Origin of the sequence: Rhizobium sp. WYCCWR 11152, from assembly GCF_013087615.1 — a bacterium.
GTDB classification, from domain to species: Bacteria; Pseudomonadota; Alphaproteobacteria; order Rhizobiales; family Rhizobiaceae; genus Rhizobium; species Rhizobium indicum.
Genome location: NZ_JABFCP010000011.1, coordinates 59,313 through 75,012 on the forward strand (window position 1 = coordinate 59,313; position 15,700 = coordinate 75,012).

Here is a 15,700-nt window from a genome sequence, read left to right on the forward strand (position 1 = left end):
CCGTCATCCGGACCGAGATTCAGGCCAGAGCCGCCGAAACAGATAGAGACAACGAACAAGGCAGGGATTTTCCATGTCCGCTCACGCACGCATTTCTGCGATCACCGATCGCATCGTCGAACGCTCGAAACCAAGCCGCGAGCGCTACCTTGAACGCCTGCGCGCCGCCGCTTCCAAGGGTGTCGCGCGCTCGGTGCTTGGCTGCGCCAACCTTGCCCATGGCTTCGCGGTCTGTTCCCCCGCCGACAAGGATGCGCTCGCCGGCGACCGCATCCCCAATCTCGGCATCATCACCGCCTATAACGACATGCTCTCGGCCCACCAGCCGTTCGAGACCTATCCGGCGATCATCCGCGAGGCGGCGGCCGAGGCGGGCGGCGTGGCGCAGGTGGCCGGCGGCGTGCCGGCGATGTGCGACGGCGTCACCCAGGGACAGCCCGGCATGGAGCTCTCGCTGTTCTCGCGCGACCTGATCGCCATGTCGGCGGGCGTCGGCCTGTCGCACAACATGTTCGATGCCGCCCTCTTCCTCGGCGTCTGCGACAAGATCGTGCCGGGCCTGGTGATCGCAGCCCTGTCTTTCGGCCACCTGCCGTCGATCTTCGTTCCGGCCGGTCCGATGACCACAGGCCTGCCGAACGACGAGAAGTCGCGCGTGCGCCAGCTCTTCGCCGAGGGCAAGGTCGGACGCGCCGAACTGCTGGAAGCGGAATCGAAATCCTATCATGGCCCCGGCACCTGCACCTTCTACGGGACCGCCAATTCCAACCAGATGCTGATGGAGATCATGGGCTTCCACATGCCCGGCTCGTCCTTCATCAATCCCGGCACGCCGCTGCGCGAAGCGCTGACGCGCGAAGCCGCCAAGCGGGCGCTGGCGATCACCGCGCTCGGCAACGAATTCACGCCGGCAGGCGAGATGATCGACGAGCGCTCGGTCGTCAACGGTGTCGTCGGCCTGCATGCGACCGGCGGCTCGACCAATCATACGCTGCACCTCGTCGCCATGGCGCGGGCAGCCGGCATCCATCTGACCTGGCAGGACATTGCCGAGCTTTCGGAAATCGTCCCGCTGCTTGCACGCGTCTATCCGAACGGGCTTGCCGACGTGAACCATTTCCAGGCAGCCGGCGGCATGGGTTTCCTCATCAAGGAGCTCTTGAAGCACGGCCTGGTGCATGACGACGTGCGCACCGTCTTCGGCCACGGTCTCCAAGCCTATACCGTCGATGCCCGACTCGGTGAAAACGGCGCCGTCCTGCGCGAGCCGTCGCCGGAAAAAAGCGTCGATCCCAAAGTGCTTTCCAGCATCGAAACGCCGTTCCAGGCGAATGGCGGGCTGAAGATGCTGCGCGGCAATCTCGGCAAGGCGGTCATCAAAATCTCCGCCGTCAAGCCCGAGCGCCACATCATCGAGGCCCCGGCAATCATCTTTCACAGCCAGCAGGAGCTGCAGGACGCTTTCAAGGAAGGTAAGCTCAACCGCGATTTCATCGCCGTCGTGCGCTTCCAGGGCCCGAAGGCGAACGGCATGCCGGAACTGCACAAGCTGACGCCGCCGCTCGGCGTGCTGCAGGACCGCGGCTTCCGCGTGGCGCTGCTCACCGACGGGCGCATGTCCGGCGCTTCCGGCAAGGTGCCGGCGGCGATCCACGTCACGCCGGAAGCGGTCGACGGCGGTCCGATCGCCCGCATTCGCGAGGGCGACATCATTCGCCTCGACGCGATCAAGGGCACGCTCGAGCTGCTCGTCGATGCCGCGGATTTGGCCGAGCGCGAACCGGTGACCGTCGATCTCTCCGACAATGAATTCGGCATGGGCCGCGAGCTCTTCGCGCCGTTCCGTCGCGCCGTTGGACCTTCGGACCAGGGTGCGAGCGTACTCTTCCACCACTGAGCATGGTCACTGGAGACAAACAAAAACCCGCGGAGCGCAAAAGCACCCCGCGGGTTTTCTGTATCAGTGCCGTGCTATCCGTCAGGCTCGAATATCGAGAACGTAGTCGCGGTGCGCCGGATGGGTGCTGTAGACGAAGATCTTGTTCAGCTCCTTCTGCGTCAGCAGGCGCAAGAAGCGAACTTCCACTGTGTTGTTGGCGTTGACCTTCATCAGCAGGCAGCCGACCTTGGTGATCCGGGCATCCGGAATATCCAGATAGAACTGCTTCGGCAGGCTGAACTGGGTCAGGATCGCGAGCGTCGCGCTGCTCATCGAAATCCGGACAATATCGCAACGGCGCGAAGCCGCGTGCATGACGCCCTTTTCCGTATATTCTATGCGCGCGGCGTTCATAGTGTCCTCCATTTTGAACCGCGCCTCGCGGTCATACATGAAGGATTCTTCCTTGCTCAGGAAATGAGATTTTGGCTGTGACGGATTGGAAGCGGCCACCTGCTTATCCCCCTCATAAATTGACAGGGAAAAGGTAGCAGCCGATCTTTAACAGAAAGTGAGAATTCGGCCCGCCCCGCGCAATTCTTAGGACTATCACCCCAAAAATGGCCGCCTCATTTCCGGTAGGTATGGCCGGTTGCGTCAAAGAGATGCAACTTCTGCCTGTCGGCGGCAAACCGCATCCTCTGGCCCTTCTTCACATCGTAGATGCCGGGCAGCTTGACGACGATCGGCTCGCCCGGAACCAGGCCCTCGATATAAAGCAGCGTCACTTCACCGAGCGCTTCGACGATCGACACTTCCCCTTCGAAAAGGTAGTCGGCGCCATCGGCAACCCGGAGATCCTCCGGACGAACGCCGAAGCTTGCCTGCTTGCCCATTTCGGACGCATCGGTTGCCACATCGAGGGTCACCGACATGCCGCCGGTCAGCGTCACGGTCGTCTGGCTTCCGGTTCCGGCGACCGTCGCCGGAATGATGTTCATTGCCGGCGAGCCGATGAATTTCGCGACGAAGAGGTTTGCCGGGCGCTCGTAGAGGTCCAGCGGCGCGCCGACCTGCTCGATATTGCCGGCGGAGAGAACGACGATGCGGTCGGCGAGCGTCATCGCCTCGACCTGATCATGGGTGACGTAGATCATCGTCGTATCGGCCATCTGTTCGTTCAGACGGGCGATCTCGATGCGGGTCGCGACGCGCAGCGCTGCATCGAGGTTGGACAGCGGCTCGTCGAACAGGAAGACCTTCGGATCGCGGCAGATGGCGCGGCCGATCGCCACGCGCTGGCGCTGGCCGCCGGAAAGCGCCTTCGGCAGGCGACCGAGATATTGGGTCAGCTGCAGGCTCTCGGCGGCCGCCGTGACGCGGCGGTCGATCTCCTGGCGGCTTTCGCCGGCGATCTTCATGCCGAACGCCATGTTATCGAACACGGTCATATGCGGGTAGAGCGCATAGGACTGGAAGACCATGGCGATGCCGCGCTTGGAGGGCGGCACGTCATTGACGAGATGGCCGTCGATATACATCTCACCGCCGGTGATCGCCTCGAGACCGGCGATCATGCGCAGAAGCGTGGACTTGCCACAGCCGGACGGACCGACGAAGACGATGAATTCGCCCTGCTTGATATCGAGGTCGATACCGTGGAGAACGTCCACGGAACCGTAGGATTTGCGGATATCCTTCAGCGTCAGTCCAGTCATTTCTCTCTCCCTGTGTTCCCTGGGCCTGTGTTTCCTTAGGCCTATGTTCCTTAGGCAAGACGGGCGAAATACGCCCCCCAAGCCGGAATATCGATCTTGTCGCCATAGTTGTTGCTGGTAAAGCCGTGGCCCGTCAATGCCTGCCATTCTCCCGCAGGCAGAATGACGGCGGCCTCGGCCGGGCTCATGTTGAAGATGCAAAGCAGCTTCTCGTTGCCGTATTCACGGGTGAAGACCAGGCTATCGCCCTGTTGTTCCTCGAATTCGATCTCGCCCTTGGCAAAAGCCGGGTGCAGCTTGCGGAAGGCGATGAAGCGGCGGTAGTGCTCCAGCACGGAAGCTTCGTCGCCCAGCTGGACGCTGACGGCACGCAGGATATGTTCGACCGGCACCGGCAACCAGGGCTTGACCGTCGAGAAGCCGCCCTGGGCGACCTGGCTGTCCCAGACCATCGGCGTGCGGCAGCCATCGCGGCCCTTGAATTCCGGCCAGAACTGAATGCCATAGGGGTCCTGCAGATCCTGATAGGCGAGATCGGCCTCGGTCAGCGCCAGCTCCTCGCCCTGATAGAGGCAGACGGAGCCGCGCATGGTCATCAGCAACGAGGCATAAAGCTTGGCAAAGGCGTCGTGATCGGCGACCAGCCCGCCCCAGCGGCTGACATGGCGCATGACGTCGTGATTGGAGAAGGCCCAGCAGGCCCAGCCATCGGGAGCGGCGGCTTCGAAATCCTGCATCACCTCCTCGACACGCTCCGGCGTCAGCGGATCGGGCGCCAGGAATTCGAAGGCGTAGCACATGTGCATCTTGTCGTTGCCGGAGGTGTATTCGCCGACGATTTCAAGGCCGCGCTGGCTGTCGCCGACTTCGCCGACGGCGGCGATCGCCGGGAACTCCTCGAGAACGGCGCGAAAGCGCTTCAGGAAAGCAAGGTTTTCGGGCCGGTTCTTGTCATAGAGATGCTCCTGGAAATTATAGGGATTGACCGCCGGCGCCGTCGAGGCGTTGCGGCGTTCGGGCGCAAGCGCCGGATTGTCGCGCAGCTGCGTGTCATGAAAATAAAAATTGATGGTGTCGAGGCGGAAGCCGTCGACGCCGCGATTGAGCCAGAAGCGCACGACATCGAGCAGACGGTCCTGCACTTCCGGGTTATGCAGGTTCATGTCCGGCTGCGAGGTCAGAAAATTGTGCATGTAATATTGCATGCGCGTCGGATCCCACGCCCATGCCGAGCCGCCGAAGATCGACAGCCAGTTGTTCGGCGGCGTGCCGTCCGGCTTGGCGTCCGCCCAGACATACCAGTCGGCCTTGGCGTTGGTCTTGCTGGAGCGGCTTTGCACGAACCAGGGATGCTGATCCGAGCTGTGGGAGATGACGAGGTCAATCATCACGCGGATGCCGAGGCGATGGGCCTCGGCGATCATCGTGTCGAAATCCACCAGCGTACCGAAGATCGAATCGACGTTCTCGTAGTCGGAAACGTCATAACCGAAATCGCGCATCGGCGAGGTGAAGAAGGGCGAGATCCAGATCGCATCGACGCCAAGGCTTGCCACATGCGGCAGGCGGGCGGTGATGCCCTTCAGGTCGCCGATGCCGTCACCGTTCGAATCCTGGTAGGAGCGCGGATAGATCTGATAGATCACCGCGCCGCGCCACCAGTCCTTGTCAGGGGTCGAGATCGATTGGGAAGCCACGTTCATGGAATATCCTGTTTGAAGTCACGTTCGGGAATGGTCAGCCTCCCTTGACCGAACCCGCCAGCAGACCGCGCACCAGGTAACGCTGAAGCCCGAAGAAGACGAGCAGCGGCACGATGATGGTGACGAAGGCTGACGCCGTCAAAATCTCCCAATTGCCACCGCGCGAGCCGAGCAGCGCGTTCAGGCTGCCGGTCAGCACGATGTGGTCCTTGTCGGTGCCGAGGAAGACCATGGCGACGAGCAAGTCGTTCCACACCCACAGGAACTGGAAGATGGCGAAGGAGGCGAGTGCCGGGAAGGACAGTGGCAAAACGATGCGGACGAAGATCTCGAAATCACTCGCGCCGTCGACGCGGGCGGATTCGATGATCTCCTTCGGCAGGCCGGCGATATAGGCCCGCAAGAGATAGATGGCGAGCGGCATGCCGAAAGCGGTATGGGCAAGCCAGATGCCGGGATAGGTCTTCGACGGCTGGCCGAGCATGTTGCCGATCTCGTTGTAGAGGCGCAGCAGCGGGATCAGCGACATCTGCAGCGGCACGACGATGAGGCCAACGACGAGCGCAATCAGCAGCCCGCGGCCGGGAAATTCCATCCAGCTGAGCGCATAGGCGGCGAAAGCGGCAATCAGGATCGGGATGATCGTCGCCGGGATCGTCACGGTCAGCGAGTTGATGAAGGACTGGCCGATACCCTCGCCTCTTAGAACCGTATTGTAGTTCTGCAGCGTGAATTCCGGCGGCGCCGAGACGGATGCATAGATGCGCTTCGGGCGTTGGTCGGGCGAAAAGGCGGTGTTCTTCACATAGCGGTAGCTGCCATCGCTGTTGATCTGCAGGGTTTCACCGTCGCCGAGATCGGCGGTCTCCCCGGCCTTAAAGGCGGCCGGCTGCTGTATGCGGTTGCCGAAGGCCTTCACCGCCCGGCCGGCCTGACCTTCCAGCACATTGCCCGAGATGACGTAGCTGGCGCCCTCTTGCTTTTGCTGGTCGGGTGTACCGAGGCGGACCGCGGCGGTTTGCGTCGAGCCGACGAAGGCCGTCCACCAGCCGGAGACGACGATCTGGTCCTTGTCGCGCAGCGCGCTGACGAAGATGCCGAGTGTCGGGATGAGCCAGATGATGACGATCAGCAGAACGGCTGCGTGAACAAAGAGACGGGCGGGGCCTATCTTTAAGTAACTTCCGATAGCGGTCATCTCAGTGGCCCTTCAATTCGCGATTGGCGCGGCGCACGTTCCAAACCATGATCGGCGTGACGGCGAGCATGATGATGATGGCGATGACCGCACTTCGGCCGGAATCACCGCCACCGCGGAACATCCAGTCGAACATCAGGTTCGCCAGCACCATCGTCTGCCACTGGCCGTTGGTCATGGTCAGCACGATGTCGAAGACCTTGAGGACGAGGATAGTGATCGTCGTCCAGACGACGGCGATGGAGCCCCAGATCTGCGGCACCATGATGCGCCAGAAGATCTGCCAGCCATTGGCGCCGTCGATGACGGCGGCTTCGATCGTCTCTTCCGGAATGCCGCGAAGAGCCGCCGACAGGATGACCATGGCGAAACCGGTCTGGATCCAGATCAGGATGATCATCAGGAAGAAGTTGTTCCAGAAGGGAATGGAGATCCACACCTCCGGCGTGCCGCCGAAGGTCTGAACGATGGCGTTCAGCAGGCCGATCTGGACATCGTTGCCGCCGCGATATTCATAGATGAATTTCCAGATGACCGAGGCGCCGACGAAGGAGATCGCCATCGGCATGAAGACGATGCTCTTGGCGATATTGCCCCACCAGATGCGATCGGTCATCACGGCGATGACGAGGCCGAAGAAGGTGCAGGCAGCCGGCACCACGGCGAGCCAGAGGATGTTGTTGAAGATCGACTGGCGGAATTCGCGGTCACCGAGCGCCCATTTGTAATTGGCGAGGCCGACGAACTGCAGACCGGCGCGGTCGTAGAAGGAGAGGATGAAGGTCGCAACCACGGGATAGACGAGGTAGACGACGAGCAGGACGAGCGCCGGGCCGATGAACAGCCATGGCCGGACGAGCGCGCGGCGGTTCAGATTGCGCGATGCCGCTCGGATGTCGCCATCCTTCACCGGCAGAGCCATGTCCAGAATCTTATTTGAAAAATAGAAATAGGCCGAACACGCGATCACGGCGGCGAACACGACGCCCAAAGCGGACACTATCTGCAACAGCATTTCGTCCCTCCCCTGCTTCCCCTGATCTTATTCCGATCGGTTTTTAATTCTGACGGGTCGACCTCAGTCACCGTCAATCTCTTTGATTGCCTGATCACAATATATCCTGCGATGGCCGGGCTCTTTGCGAGCCCGGCCAGTCATGCAAGCCATGCCGCCGGCAAGCCGGCAGCATCGTCTTGAAGGATTACTTGATGCCGTCCCAGGCGCTCTGGATTTCGCCAGCGGCCTCTTCAGCGGACTTGCCACCGACGAAATCGACCATGCCCGTCCAGAAGGCGCCGGCGCCGATCTTGCCCGGCATCAGGTCGGAACCGTCGAAGCGGAAGGTGGTGGCGGAGGTCAGGATATCGCCTTCCTTCTTCATCTGTGGGTTGGCATAGGCCTCGGTGCTGACGCTCTTATATGGCGTCAGGAAGCTCGACTGCGCCATCCAGACCTCATGGGCGATCGGGGTCTTCAGGAAGTCGATGAAGGCGCGGGCCGTCTTCGAGTCCTTGGCGATCGAGACGAGCGTGCCGGCGCCGAGAACCGGCTTGCCGAGTTCGGGATGCGAAGCAAAGGTCGGCATGTAGAAGAAGTCGGCATCCTGACCGAGCTTCGTGCCTTCAGGGAAGAAGGACGGGATGAATGAGGCCTGATGGTGCATGTAGCACTTCGGCGGAACCGCGAAGAGGCCCTTCGGGCTGTCGCGGAAATCGGTCGAGGCCACAGCTGCGACGCCGCCATCGACGTACTTCGCGTTCTTGGCGAACTTGCCGAACTCGTCGATCGCGGCAACGACGGCCGGATCGGTGAACTTCAGCTCGTTGGTCGTCCACTTGTCGTAGGCTTCCGGCGGCTGCATGCGCAGCATGATGTCCTCGACCCAGTCGGTCGCCGGCCAGCCGGTGGCGCCGCCGGAACCGAGACCGATGCACCAGGGAACGCCGCCGTCCTTGACGATCTGGTCGGTCAGGGCATGCAGCTCTTCCATGGTCGTCGGGATCTTGTAACCGGCTTCCTCGAAATTCTCCGGCACGTACCAGACGAGCGACTTTACGTCGGCCTTATACGGGAAGGCGTAGAAGGCTTCCTTGCCATCCTTGCCCTTGTAGGTGCCGTAACCGACCCAGCTGTCGCCGGCGCCGTAATTGTCCTTGATCCACTTCGAGTTGTCGTCGCCGAGCGGCGTCAGGAAGCCCTTGCTGGCGAGATCGGCCAGGAGGCCCGGCTGCGGCAGAACGGCAATGTTCGGCGGCGAGCCCGCCTGCGTGTCGATGACGATCTGCTGTTCGTAGTTTTCGGAAGAAGAGTATTTGGCATCGATGCCGGTGGCTTCGGTGAAGTAGGCAAGCACGCTCATGAAGAACGCCTCGTCCTCGCCGCGCCACGGCCCGAAGATCGTCAGCGGCTGGCCCTTCAGATCGGCATGCGCAGCCTTGAATTCGTCATAGCTCTTCCAGTTGAACTTGGCATCCTGCCCCGGCGCAAATTTCAGTTCGGCCGCAGACGCAGCACCGGCAAAAAGCGCTGCCACGGCAACGCCCATCAAAAATGACTTTTTCATGTGATCATCCTCCCATCACAATCCCAACCGCGCTGAATTCCCTCAATAAAGAAATTTCAAAGCGCTTTGACACCCAACTCATTCCACTTTCGGTGGAATGGAGTCAAGTCAATTCGCGAAAACCCGCTGTGAACACGCCAAATATCGCGGCATATCGCGGCGCAACAGCGCCTATCGGGAAATATGGAGCGATTTTTCTTGAGTCAAGCGCGCCAGATGATACATACTTGAAAGCGCTTTGGATGCCGCTGGGAGGCGGCAAGCCTTTTCAAAACGGCTGACGGGCGGGCTGGGAGGAAGCATAGCAGGTGAATCTCAAACAGCTATCGCAATTGCTGGGGCTGTCTCAGACGACGGTGAGCCGGGCGCTCAACGGCTATCCCGAGGTCAACGAGGCAACCCGGGAGCGCGTGCTTCAGGCTGTCAAGGAAACCGGATACAGGCCGAACAAGGCGGCGCAGCGGCTTGCGACCGGCAAGGCAGGCTCGATCGGCCTCGTCATGCCGACGGCGCCCGGCCACCAGTCCGACGTGCATTTCGGTGAATTCCTGGCCGGGCTCGGCGAAGAGGCCGTGCGCCACGATTTCCACTTCGTGATCATGCCTGCCGACCCGGATGACGAGGTGGCGGCGCTGCGCCGCCTTGCGATCAGCGGCAATGTCGATGCCCTGTTCGTTGCCTATATGCGCGGCCACGACCCGCGGCTCGCCATGCTGAAATCGCTCTCCATGCCCTATGTCGTGCACGGCCGGTCCTTCGGTTCGGAGCCGGACTATCCCTATCTCGACATCGACAATGAAGGCGCCTTCTACGATGCGACGCGGCTCTTGCTGCAGCTCGGCCATACGCGCTTTGCGCTGATGAATGGACCGATGCATCTCGATTTCGCCATCCGCAGGAAGAACGGCGTCGTATCGGCCCTTGCCGAGCGCGGGCTCACGCTCGAGGAGGGTTGCATGAGCCACGCGCTGATGACGGACGAACAAGGCCTGCTGGCGATGGAACGCTTCCTGCAATTGCCGGAGCGGCCGACGGCGATCCTCTGCTCCAGCACGGTGCTGGCGCTCGGCGCGATCCGCGCGGTCAACCAGGCCGGATTGCGGCTCGGTGAGGATATCTCGCTGATCGCCCATGACGACGTGCTGCCGCTGCTGAAACCGGAAAGCTTTTCCGTGCCGCTGACGACGACACGCTCTTCACTGCGGGCGGCGGGCGTTCGCATCGCGCAGCGGCTGATCGGCACGGTCAAGCAGGCCGGCCCCTTCCCCGACCAGGAGCTCTGGAAGACCGAGCTGATCGTCAGGGCCTCGACCGGTCCCGTTCCCCAGGCCTAGAACAGGATGATTTTAGGCCGGGTCTGCCTAAGGTCAGAATCCTGTTCTGCATCATATAGTTAGAGCATGATTTCGTCCGAAAACGCTCACACTTTTCGGCATCATGCTCTAATCAAAACTGCGGCGGTGTCTGCCCTGCCGTGCGATGGGCGGCAATGACCGTGTTGGCCATCAGCATGGCGATGGTCATCGGCCCGACGCCGCCGGGAACCGGGGTAATGGCGCTGGCGACCGCCGAGACCTCCTCGAAGGCGACGTCGCCGACGAGCCGGGTCTTGCCCTCGCCTCTTTCGGGGGCTGCCACCCGATTGATGCCGACGTCGATGACCGTTGCACCGGGCTTGACCCAATCGGCCCTGACCATCTCCGGCCGGCCGACGGCGGCCACCAGGATATCGGCGTTACGGCAGACCTCGGCCAGATTCTTGGTCCTGGAATGCGCAATCGTCACCGTCGCATTGGCGTTGAGCAGCAATTGCGCCATCGGCTTGCCGAACAGGTTGGAGCGGCCGATGACGACGGCGTTGAGGCCGGAGAGGTCCTCGCCATGGGTGCGGCGGACGAAGACCATGGCGCCGGCCGGGGTGCAGGAGACCAGTCCGGTCTTCAGATCGCCGGTGGCAAGCTTGCCGGCGTTGACGACGCTCAGGCCGTCGACATCCTTTTCCGGCAGGATCGACTGGATGATCGCCTCGCTGTCGAGCGGCTTCGGCAAGGGCAGTTGCACCAGAATGCCGTGGATCGACGGATCGGCGTTGAGGGTGGCGACGAGAGCTGCCAGATCCTCCTGCTTCGTGTCGGCCGGCAGCGTGTGCTGAACGGACTTGAAGCCGCACTCCTTGGCCATGCGGCCCTTGGAGCCGACATAGGCGTGGCTTGCCGGGTCGTCGCCGACGATGACGACCGCAAGGCCGGTGGTGACGCCGCTGCTCTTTTCCAGCGCCGCCGTCGCACTCTTGACCGTCTGAATGACCGATGCAGCTACGTTCTTGCCGTCGATTACTGTCGTCACGCGTCTCTCCGCCCTGTTTCGCGTCAATCTATGGATACTCGGCGAGCGTCAATTGCCCGCTAACGCCCTATCCTGTCGGAAAGCGGCAATGCAATAGCAAGCTTGCAAGGAAATGTTCGTTCAGCGCAGCGGCTGCCGCGCTTCGAGCGCATGAACACGAAGCCGGTCGCGCAGGCCGGAGATTTCGGAGCGCAGCAGCTCCATTTCGTCGACCGGCGCGGGGGCCGGCACAGGCATCGAGGGCAGCGGGGCCTGCGGCCGGGATACGGGCATTTTCTCGCTTGCGGAATCGGCGACGGGCCTACGCAGCCGGAGCAGGAAAGCCGCAGCAAGGCCTATCGCAAGGCCCGCCGCGGCACCGGTCAGCGCGCGGCCGATCAGACCATCGCTTCCCGATACTGCTGTTGCCAAAGCCGGCTTCAGGAGAACGATACGACCGTCGGCGGCCGCTTCCACCGCTGCGGACGCCGCCTCTTCGAAGCGCGAGCGAGCGGCATTCGCCCTTTCGCTGAGTTCGGTCAGGCGTGACAAATCGACGCCGGTGTCCCGGCTCTGGGCGATCAGCGTGTTGCGGCGATCGTTCAGGCCCTTGCGCGCATCGACGGCGGCTTTGGCGGCGAGGTTGGCACTCTGGGCAAGACGGGTCAGCTCCTTGCCCATATTCTCCTTCAGGCCGTCGGTTTCGGCCTGCTGCTGCAAGAGGCGCGGATGGCGCGGGCCGAGCTCGGCCGAAAGCTGCGCAAGCGTCGTTTTGGCGACGGCATATTTGTCACGCCAGTCCTGCAGCGCCGGCGAAAGCATATCGGAGGGGAGCGAACCGTCGAGCACTTCGGCAAGTTTTGCGGCCTTGAGCCGGTCGGCCTGCGCCTTGGCGGCAAGGATGTTCTGGTCGGCGGCTTTCAGATCGGCATCGAGCCGGTCGATCTGGCGGCGAAGATCGATCGCCACCTTGACGTTGCCCTCGCCGCTCTTCGCCGTGAAGGCGGCAAGCTCCGCTTTCACCGCGTCATAGGTTTTACGCAAGGCGGTATCGGTCTCGGCATTGCCGCCGGCTCCGTCTGCTGCGGAAACCGCTTCGGCAAGCCTTGCGGCGATGCGCATGGATTTGCCGCTGTCGCCGGTCGTCACCCTGACGAGGATGGTGCCTGTAGCGGTATCGGGCAGTATCTCGACCGCATGTTTCAGAGTGGCTTCGGCGCGCGAGGCCGGATCGGCAGCAGCACCGGTCGCCGAGAGGAGATCGAGCGCGACGCCGAGCGCATTGGCGCTGGCGCCGGCAAATTCGGGATCATGATCGAGTTTCAGGGCGGCGACCGTCGAAGCAACCACCCTAGCCGACAACAGCCCTTTCGCCGCGGCCTGGGTGAAGGCAGCGCGGCTTGCGGCATCGCTCTTCACCGCAAGCGTCGCCTCGGCACGGTAGAGGGCCGGCGAAGCTGGCATCAGCGCCGGCAAGCCCGCGCCGATGATCGTCGCGGCGGCCACTATCATCGCAAGGCCGATCCCGCTCGCCCGACGCCGCGGCGCTACCGGCCGGGGCTCGGCGGGTTCTTCACGGACTGCGGCCAGCGGTTCGGGTGAGATCATCGGCTGGTCGACCGGAACGCTCAGCTCTTCATCGCCCGCCGGCTCCTGAGGAAGCGGATGGCCGACGTCGTTGGCGGCCCGGAGGCGGTTGCCGAGGATGGTTTCGATGCGGTCGACCAGCGGTGCTGTGCTCGCCGCTCTTGCGCGCTGCTCTTGCAGCGCGCGGCCGATGGCGCGCAGCAATTCGGCCTCAGGCGGCGCGATATCAGGCCGACTCGACCGGGGCGCCCCATAGAAATCGTCATGGGGGCGCGGCCCTTCGGCTGCGCGATCTTGGAAGCTGTTTCTGGCCCTGATATCGTACATTTGCGCCACATCTCATGCACATGATGGCCGAGTTCGTTCATCCACACGAATGCAGATGATTAAGTGACTCTAAATATTCATGGCAAAGAAATGGTTAACCGCAGCGGGCAAGAATTGCTAATCCGCCCGTCCTGTTAGACACGCGGTGCGCTATAAGCTCAGCTCGCCTTCTTACGGTCCGCCCGCGGCTGCAGCGCGGTGCCGTGCTCTTCCGGATGGCTGAGGATCCTTTCGCGCCGGCGGAAGCGATAGCGCAGTACATGGAAGAGGAAGACCGGGATGCCGATGACGTAACGGCGCCAGAGGCGCGCCGGCTCCTGCAGCAGGCGATAGGCCCATTCCAGGCGCATCATCCGCACGGTCTTCGGCGCACGCGGGACGGCGCCGGAGACGAAGTCGAAGAGAGCGCCCACGGTCAGCACCAGGCGCGCATGATCGGCGCGAATATGATCGTGAACCCATTTCTCCTGCAGCGGCGTTCCCATGCCGACGATCAGAATATCGAGCTTCTGGCGCTCAAGCTCCTCGATGACATCTGTGGGATCGACCTTGTCGAAGTAACCGTCGGAAACGACGACGAATTCGTGCCAGGGCGTGTGTCTGCGGAAATTTTCCGCCGCCGCCTCGACGACCGAACGCTCGCCGCCGATGAGGCCGATGCGGCGCGGAGCCTCCATGAAGGTCAGGAAGGCCGGCACGAAATCGGTGCCGTTCAGATTGGCCGGAAACGGCGAACCATGGGCGATCTGCGATGCGATGTTGAGGCCGATACCATCAGGCAGCACCAGATTGTGCGACATGATCCGGTAATATTCGTCGTCGCGCAGCGCCGTCAGCATGTTGTGGGCGTTGACGAAGCAAACCACGGTCTGGCCGACGGGAATGGAGGCCAGCTCGTTGATGAAAACGAGGGCGTCGTCCCAGCCGAGATCGCAGACCGGCAGATCGAAGATCGTCCGCCGCGATGCGAGCACCGCGAAGTTTGCAATCAGATTCATTCCTACCTCCTGCCGAGGGTGCTGCATGCGCCCGACATCCCGGAAAACAAGCCCATATTTCCGCACCGGAGGTCTCGAAAGGACCGGTCGCGTCCCGCCGGTACGCGTCGCTCCGATCCCGGATTAGCGGCGCATGCCAAGCTGTGGCACCTGATATAACAGGACGGTTTCAAACAACCCTTAGGAAAATTCCTTGAATTTCCATGCTCGTATAAGTCGTTTATTAACCACGCGCGCCAACGACAAACGGCGCCCTCGGGCGCCGTTTGTGGTGGATGATCGAATGATGTCGAAAGCATGTCGCGCAAAAGTGTGCAGCGGTTTTGCGACAACGACATGTGTAAAAGCAAAGACCTGAAGCGCGAGGAGCGAATCTGAAAGATCGCGACGCGCTTTAGTGGGCTGCTGGCGCCGGTGCTTCGGCGGCCGGTGCGGTCTCGACGATCTTGACGGGTGTGCCCACCTTCTTCGGCTGACCGGCGGAGCTTTCCTTGACCTCTTCCTTGGAGAGATAGTCGAGCTGCTCCAGCATCACGTCGGCGACGTATTCGCCGCCGAGGCGCTCGTTCATGCCCTTCTTGATCTCCTCGCGGAAAGCCTTCGGGTCGAAGGATTTGATGTGGGCGATATCGACCATCTTGTTGCCGACCAGCAGGCTGAAAAGCTCGTCCGTCGTCATCTCGCTCAGCGGCAGCGTCACACCTTTCAGCATGTCCTTGTTCATCATGAACGAAACGCGGCCGAGGAAATAACCGGTGATCGCACCGTTGCCGATGATCGGCACCGTGATCGTTTCGCCCTTCACCAGTTCAAGCGCGCTCTGCTTGGAATCCGTTGCTGCGGGTGCCGGCGCGGTCGCCAGGTACACCGAGAAATAGACCGATGCCAAGGTGATGGCGCAAACCCAGACACCGGTGAGGACGAGCTTGATCATCAGTTTCCACGCGCGGCGAATTGTTCCTGGGAATAGGTGCCGTCGGCGTCGGCGTCCTGAACTGCGTTCTTCAGCAGGTCGGCGACAGCGCGAACCGCTTCGAGATGCGCCTCGACGCGACGGGCATTGAGGACCAGCTTCTTCTTCAGGCCGTGCAGCTGATCGAGATGGGCAGCGGCAAGCTCGGCCGGATCGGTATCGCGGAACAGCATCGACAGCTCGTAGAGGCAGCGGCTCTTATGCGCATTGGAGACCTTGAGATCGAACTGCGGATCGTTGCCGATCCGGGTGTTCTCATTGTCGATGATCATTTCGAGGCGTCCGAGAACGGATTTGATCCTGTATTCGTTCGAAATTATTTCCATTGTACCCTCGATTATGCATCACTTAGAGCATGATGCCGAAAAGTGTGCGCGGTTTTCGGACGACATCATGCTCTAACTCTTTAATTTAGAAGAGGATTCAGA

At 61.8% G+C, this 15,700-nt stretch carries 13 protein-coding genes; 2 read left to right on the top strand and 11 right to left on the bottom strand.

The genetic code is table 11. The features are described from left to right. The first annotated feature begins 73 nt into the window (after positions 1 to 73). Positions 74 to 1,897, top strand: a complete 1,824-nt coding sequence (gene edd / locus G9X67_RS21795; RefSeq protein ID WP_138334348.1) for a phosphogluconate dehydratase — start codon at positions 74 to 76, stop codon at positions 1,895 to 1,897. Between the two features lie 81 nt (positions 1,898 to 1,978). Here the strand turns inward: edd and G9X67_RS21800 are convergent, their stop codons facing one another. The 6 genes from G9X67_RS21800 to G9X67_RS21825 all read right to left on the bottom strand — a co-directional run bounded on the left by G9X67_RS21800 (position 1,979) and on the right by G9X67_RS21825 (position 9,062). Then, positions 1,979 to 2,332: a hypothetical protein gene (locus tag G9X67_RS21800; protein ID WP_003545591.1), complete on the bottom strand. Its 354-nt coding sequence runs from the start codon at positions 2,330 to 2,332 to the stop codon at positions 1,979 to 1,981. Positions 2,333 to 2,508: 176 nt separating this feature from the next. After that, positions 2,509 to 3,597, bottom strand: a complete 1,089-nt coding sequence (ugpC, locus tag G9X67_RS21805; RefSeq protein WP_138334349.1) for a sn-glycerol-3-phosphate ABC transporter ATP-binding protein UgpC — start codon at positions 3,595 to 3,597, stop codon at positions 2,509 to 2,511. A gap of 50 nt (positions 3,598 to 3,647) precedes the next feature. Beyond that, entirely contained in the window at positions 3,648 to 5,300 is a 1,653-nt protein-coding gene (locus G9X67_RS21810) for an alpha-glucosidase (RefSeq protein WP_130700987.1), read from the bottom strand. Between the two features lie 34 nt (positions 5,301 to 5,334). Next, positions 5,335 to 6,498 (bottom strand): carbohydrate ABC transporter permease, encoded by a 1,164-nt coding sequence (locus tag G9X67_RS21815; RefSeq protein WP_171599659.1) that lies wholly within the window; start codon positions 6,496 to 6,498, stop codon positions 5,335 to 5,337. 1 nt (position 6,499) lies between these two features. After that, complete coding sequence (locus G9X67_RS21820) at positions 6,500 to 7,513, bottom strand: sugar ABC transporter permease (protein ID WP_171599660.1); 1,014 nt, start codon at positions 7,511 to 7,513, stop codon at positions 6,500 to 6,502. A gap of 187 nt (positions 7,514 to 7,700) precedes the next feature. Beyond that, entirely contained in the window at positions 7,701 to 9,062 is a 1,362-nt protein-coding gene (locus G9X67_RS21825) for an ABC transporter substrate-binding protein (protein ID WP_138334352.1), read from the bottom strand. Positions 9,063 to 9,370: 308 nt separating this feature from the next. Between G9X67_RS21825 and G9X67_RS21830 the strand changes: the two genes are divergently transcribed. Next, positions 9,371 to 10,396 carry a substrate-binding domain-containing protein gene (locus G9X67_RS21830; RefSeq protein ID WP_138388076.1) on the top strand — a complete coding sequence of 342 codons (1,026 nt, stop codon included), beginning with the start codon at positions 9,371 to 9,373 and terminating at the stop codon, positions 10,394 to 10,396. 112 nt (positions 10,397 to 10,508) lie between these two features. On the opposite strand, the gene folD is transcribed toward G9X67_RS21830, so the two are convergent. The 5 genes from folD to G9X67_RS21855 form a co-directional block, all read right to left on the bottom strand. After that, the gene (gene folD, locus G9X67_RS21835; protein ID WP_171599661.1) at positions 10,509 to 11,408 is read right to left on the bottom strand and encodes a bifunctional methylenetetrahydrofolate dehydrogenase/methenyltetrahydrofolate cyclohydrolase FolD; all 900 of its coding nucleotides are present in this window, start codon (positions 11,406 to 11,408) and stop codon (positions 10,509 to 10,511) included. Positions 11,409 to 11,528: 120 nt separating this feature from the next. After that, a complete protein-coding gene (locus G9X67_RS21840) occupies positions 11,529 to 13,301 on the bottom strand; it encodes a succinoglycan biosynthesis protein exop (protein WP_171599662.1) in 1,773 nt (590 codons plus the stop codon). A 158-nt stretch (positions 13,302 to 13,459) separates the two neighbouring features. After that, positions 13,460 to 14,299: a WecB/TagA/CpsF family glycosyltransferase gene (locus G9X67_RS21845; protein ID WP_171599663.1), complete on the bottom strand. Its 840-nt coding sequence runs from the start codon at positions 14,297 to 14,299 to the stop codon at positions 13,460 to 13,462. A 394-nt stretch (positions 14,300 to 14,693) separates the two neighbouring features. Next, positions 14,694 to 15,233 carry a hypothetical protein gene (locus G9X67_RS21850; RefSeq protein WP_138334356.1) on the bottom strand — a complete coding sequence of 180 codons (540 nt, stop codon included), beginning with the start codon at positions 15,231 to 15,233 and terminating at the stop codon, positions 14,694 to 14,696. After that, positions 15,233 to 15,598, bottom strand: coding sequence for a hypothetical protein (locus G9X67_RS21855; protein WP_003545575.1), 366 nt, complete (start codon positions 15,596 to 15,598; stop codon positions 15,233 to 15,235). The genes G9X67_RS21850 and G9X67_RS21855 overlap by 1 nt, the downstream gene beginning before the upstream one ends. Between the last annotated feature and the right edge of the window lie 102 nt (positions 15,599 to 15,700).

Excerpts from the sequence above, each read along its gene's own strand:
- edd (WP_138334348.1), top strand. The coding sequence starts at position 74 with ATGTCCGCTCACGCACGCATTTCTGCGATCACCGATCGCATCGTCGAA.
- G9X67_RS21800 (WP_003545591.1), bottom strand. The coding sequence starts at position 2,332 with ATGTATGACCGCGAGGCGCGGTTCAAAATGGAGGACACTATGAACGCC.
- ugpC (WP_138334349.1), bottom strand. The coding sequence starts at position 3,597 with ATGACTGGACTGACGCTGAAGGATATCCGCAAATCCTACGGTTCCGTG.
- G9X67_RS21810 (WP_130700987.1), bottom strand. The coding sequence starts at position 5,300 with ATGAACGTGGCTTCCCAATCGATCTCGACCCCTGACAAGGACTGGTGG.
- G9X67_RS21815 (WP_171599659.1), bottom strand. The coding sequence starts at position 6,498 with ATGACCGCTATCGGAAGTTACTTAAAGATAGGCCCCGCCCGTCTCTTT.
- G9X67_RS21820 (WP_171599660.1), bottom strand. The coding sequence starts at position 7,513 with ATGCTGTTGCAGATAGTGTCCGCTTTGGGCGTCGTGTTCGCCGCCGTG.
- G9X67_RS21825 (WP_138334352.1), bottom strand. The coding sequence starts at position 9,062 with ATGAAAAAGTCATTTTTGATGGGCGTTGCCGTGGCAGCGCTTTTTGCC.
- G9X67_RS21840 (WP_171599662.1), bottom strand. The coding sequence starts at position 13,301 with ATGTACGATATCAGGGCCAGAAACAGCTTCCAAGATCGCGCAGCCGAA.
- G9X67_RS21845 (WP_171599663.1), bottom strand. The coding sequence starts at position 14,299 with ATGAATCTGATTGCAAACTTCGCGGTGCTCGCATCGCGGCGGACGATC.
- G9X67_RS21850 (WP_138334356.1), bottom strand. The coding sequence starts at position 15,233 with ATGATCAAGCTCGTCCTCACCGGTGTCTGGGTTTGCGCCATCACCTTG.
- G9X67_RS21855 (WP_003545575.1), bottom strand. The coding sequence starts at position 15,598 with ATGGAAATAATTTCGAACGAATACAGGATCAAATCCGTTCTCGGACGC.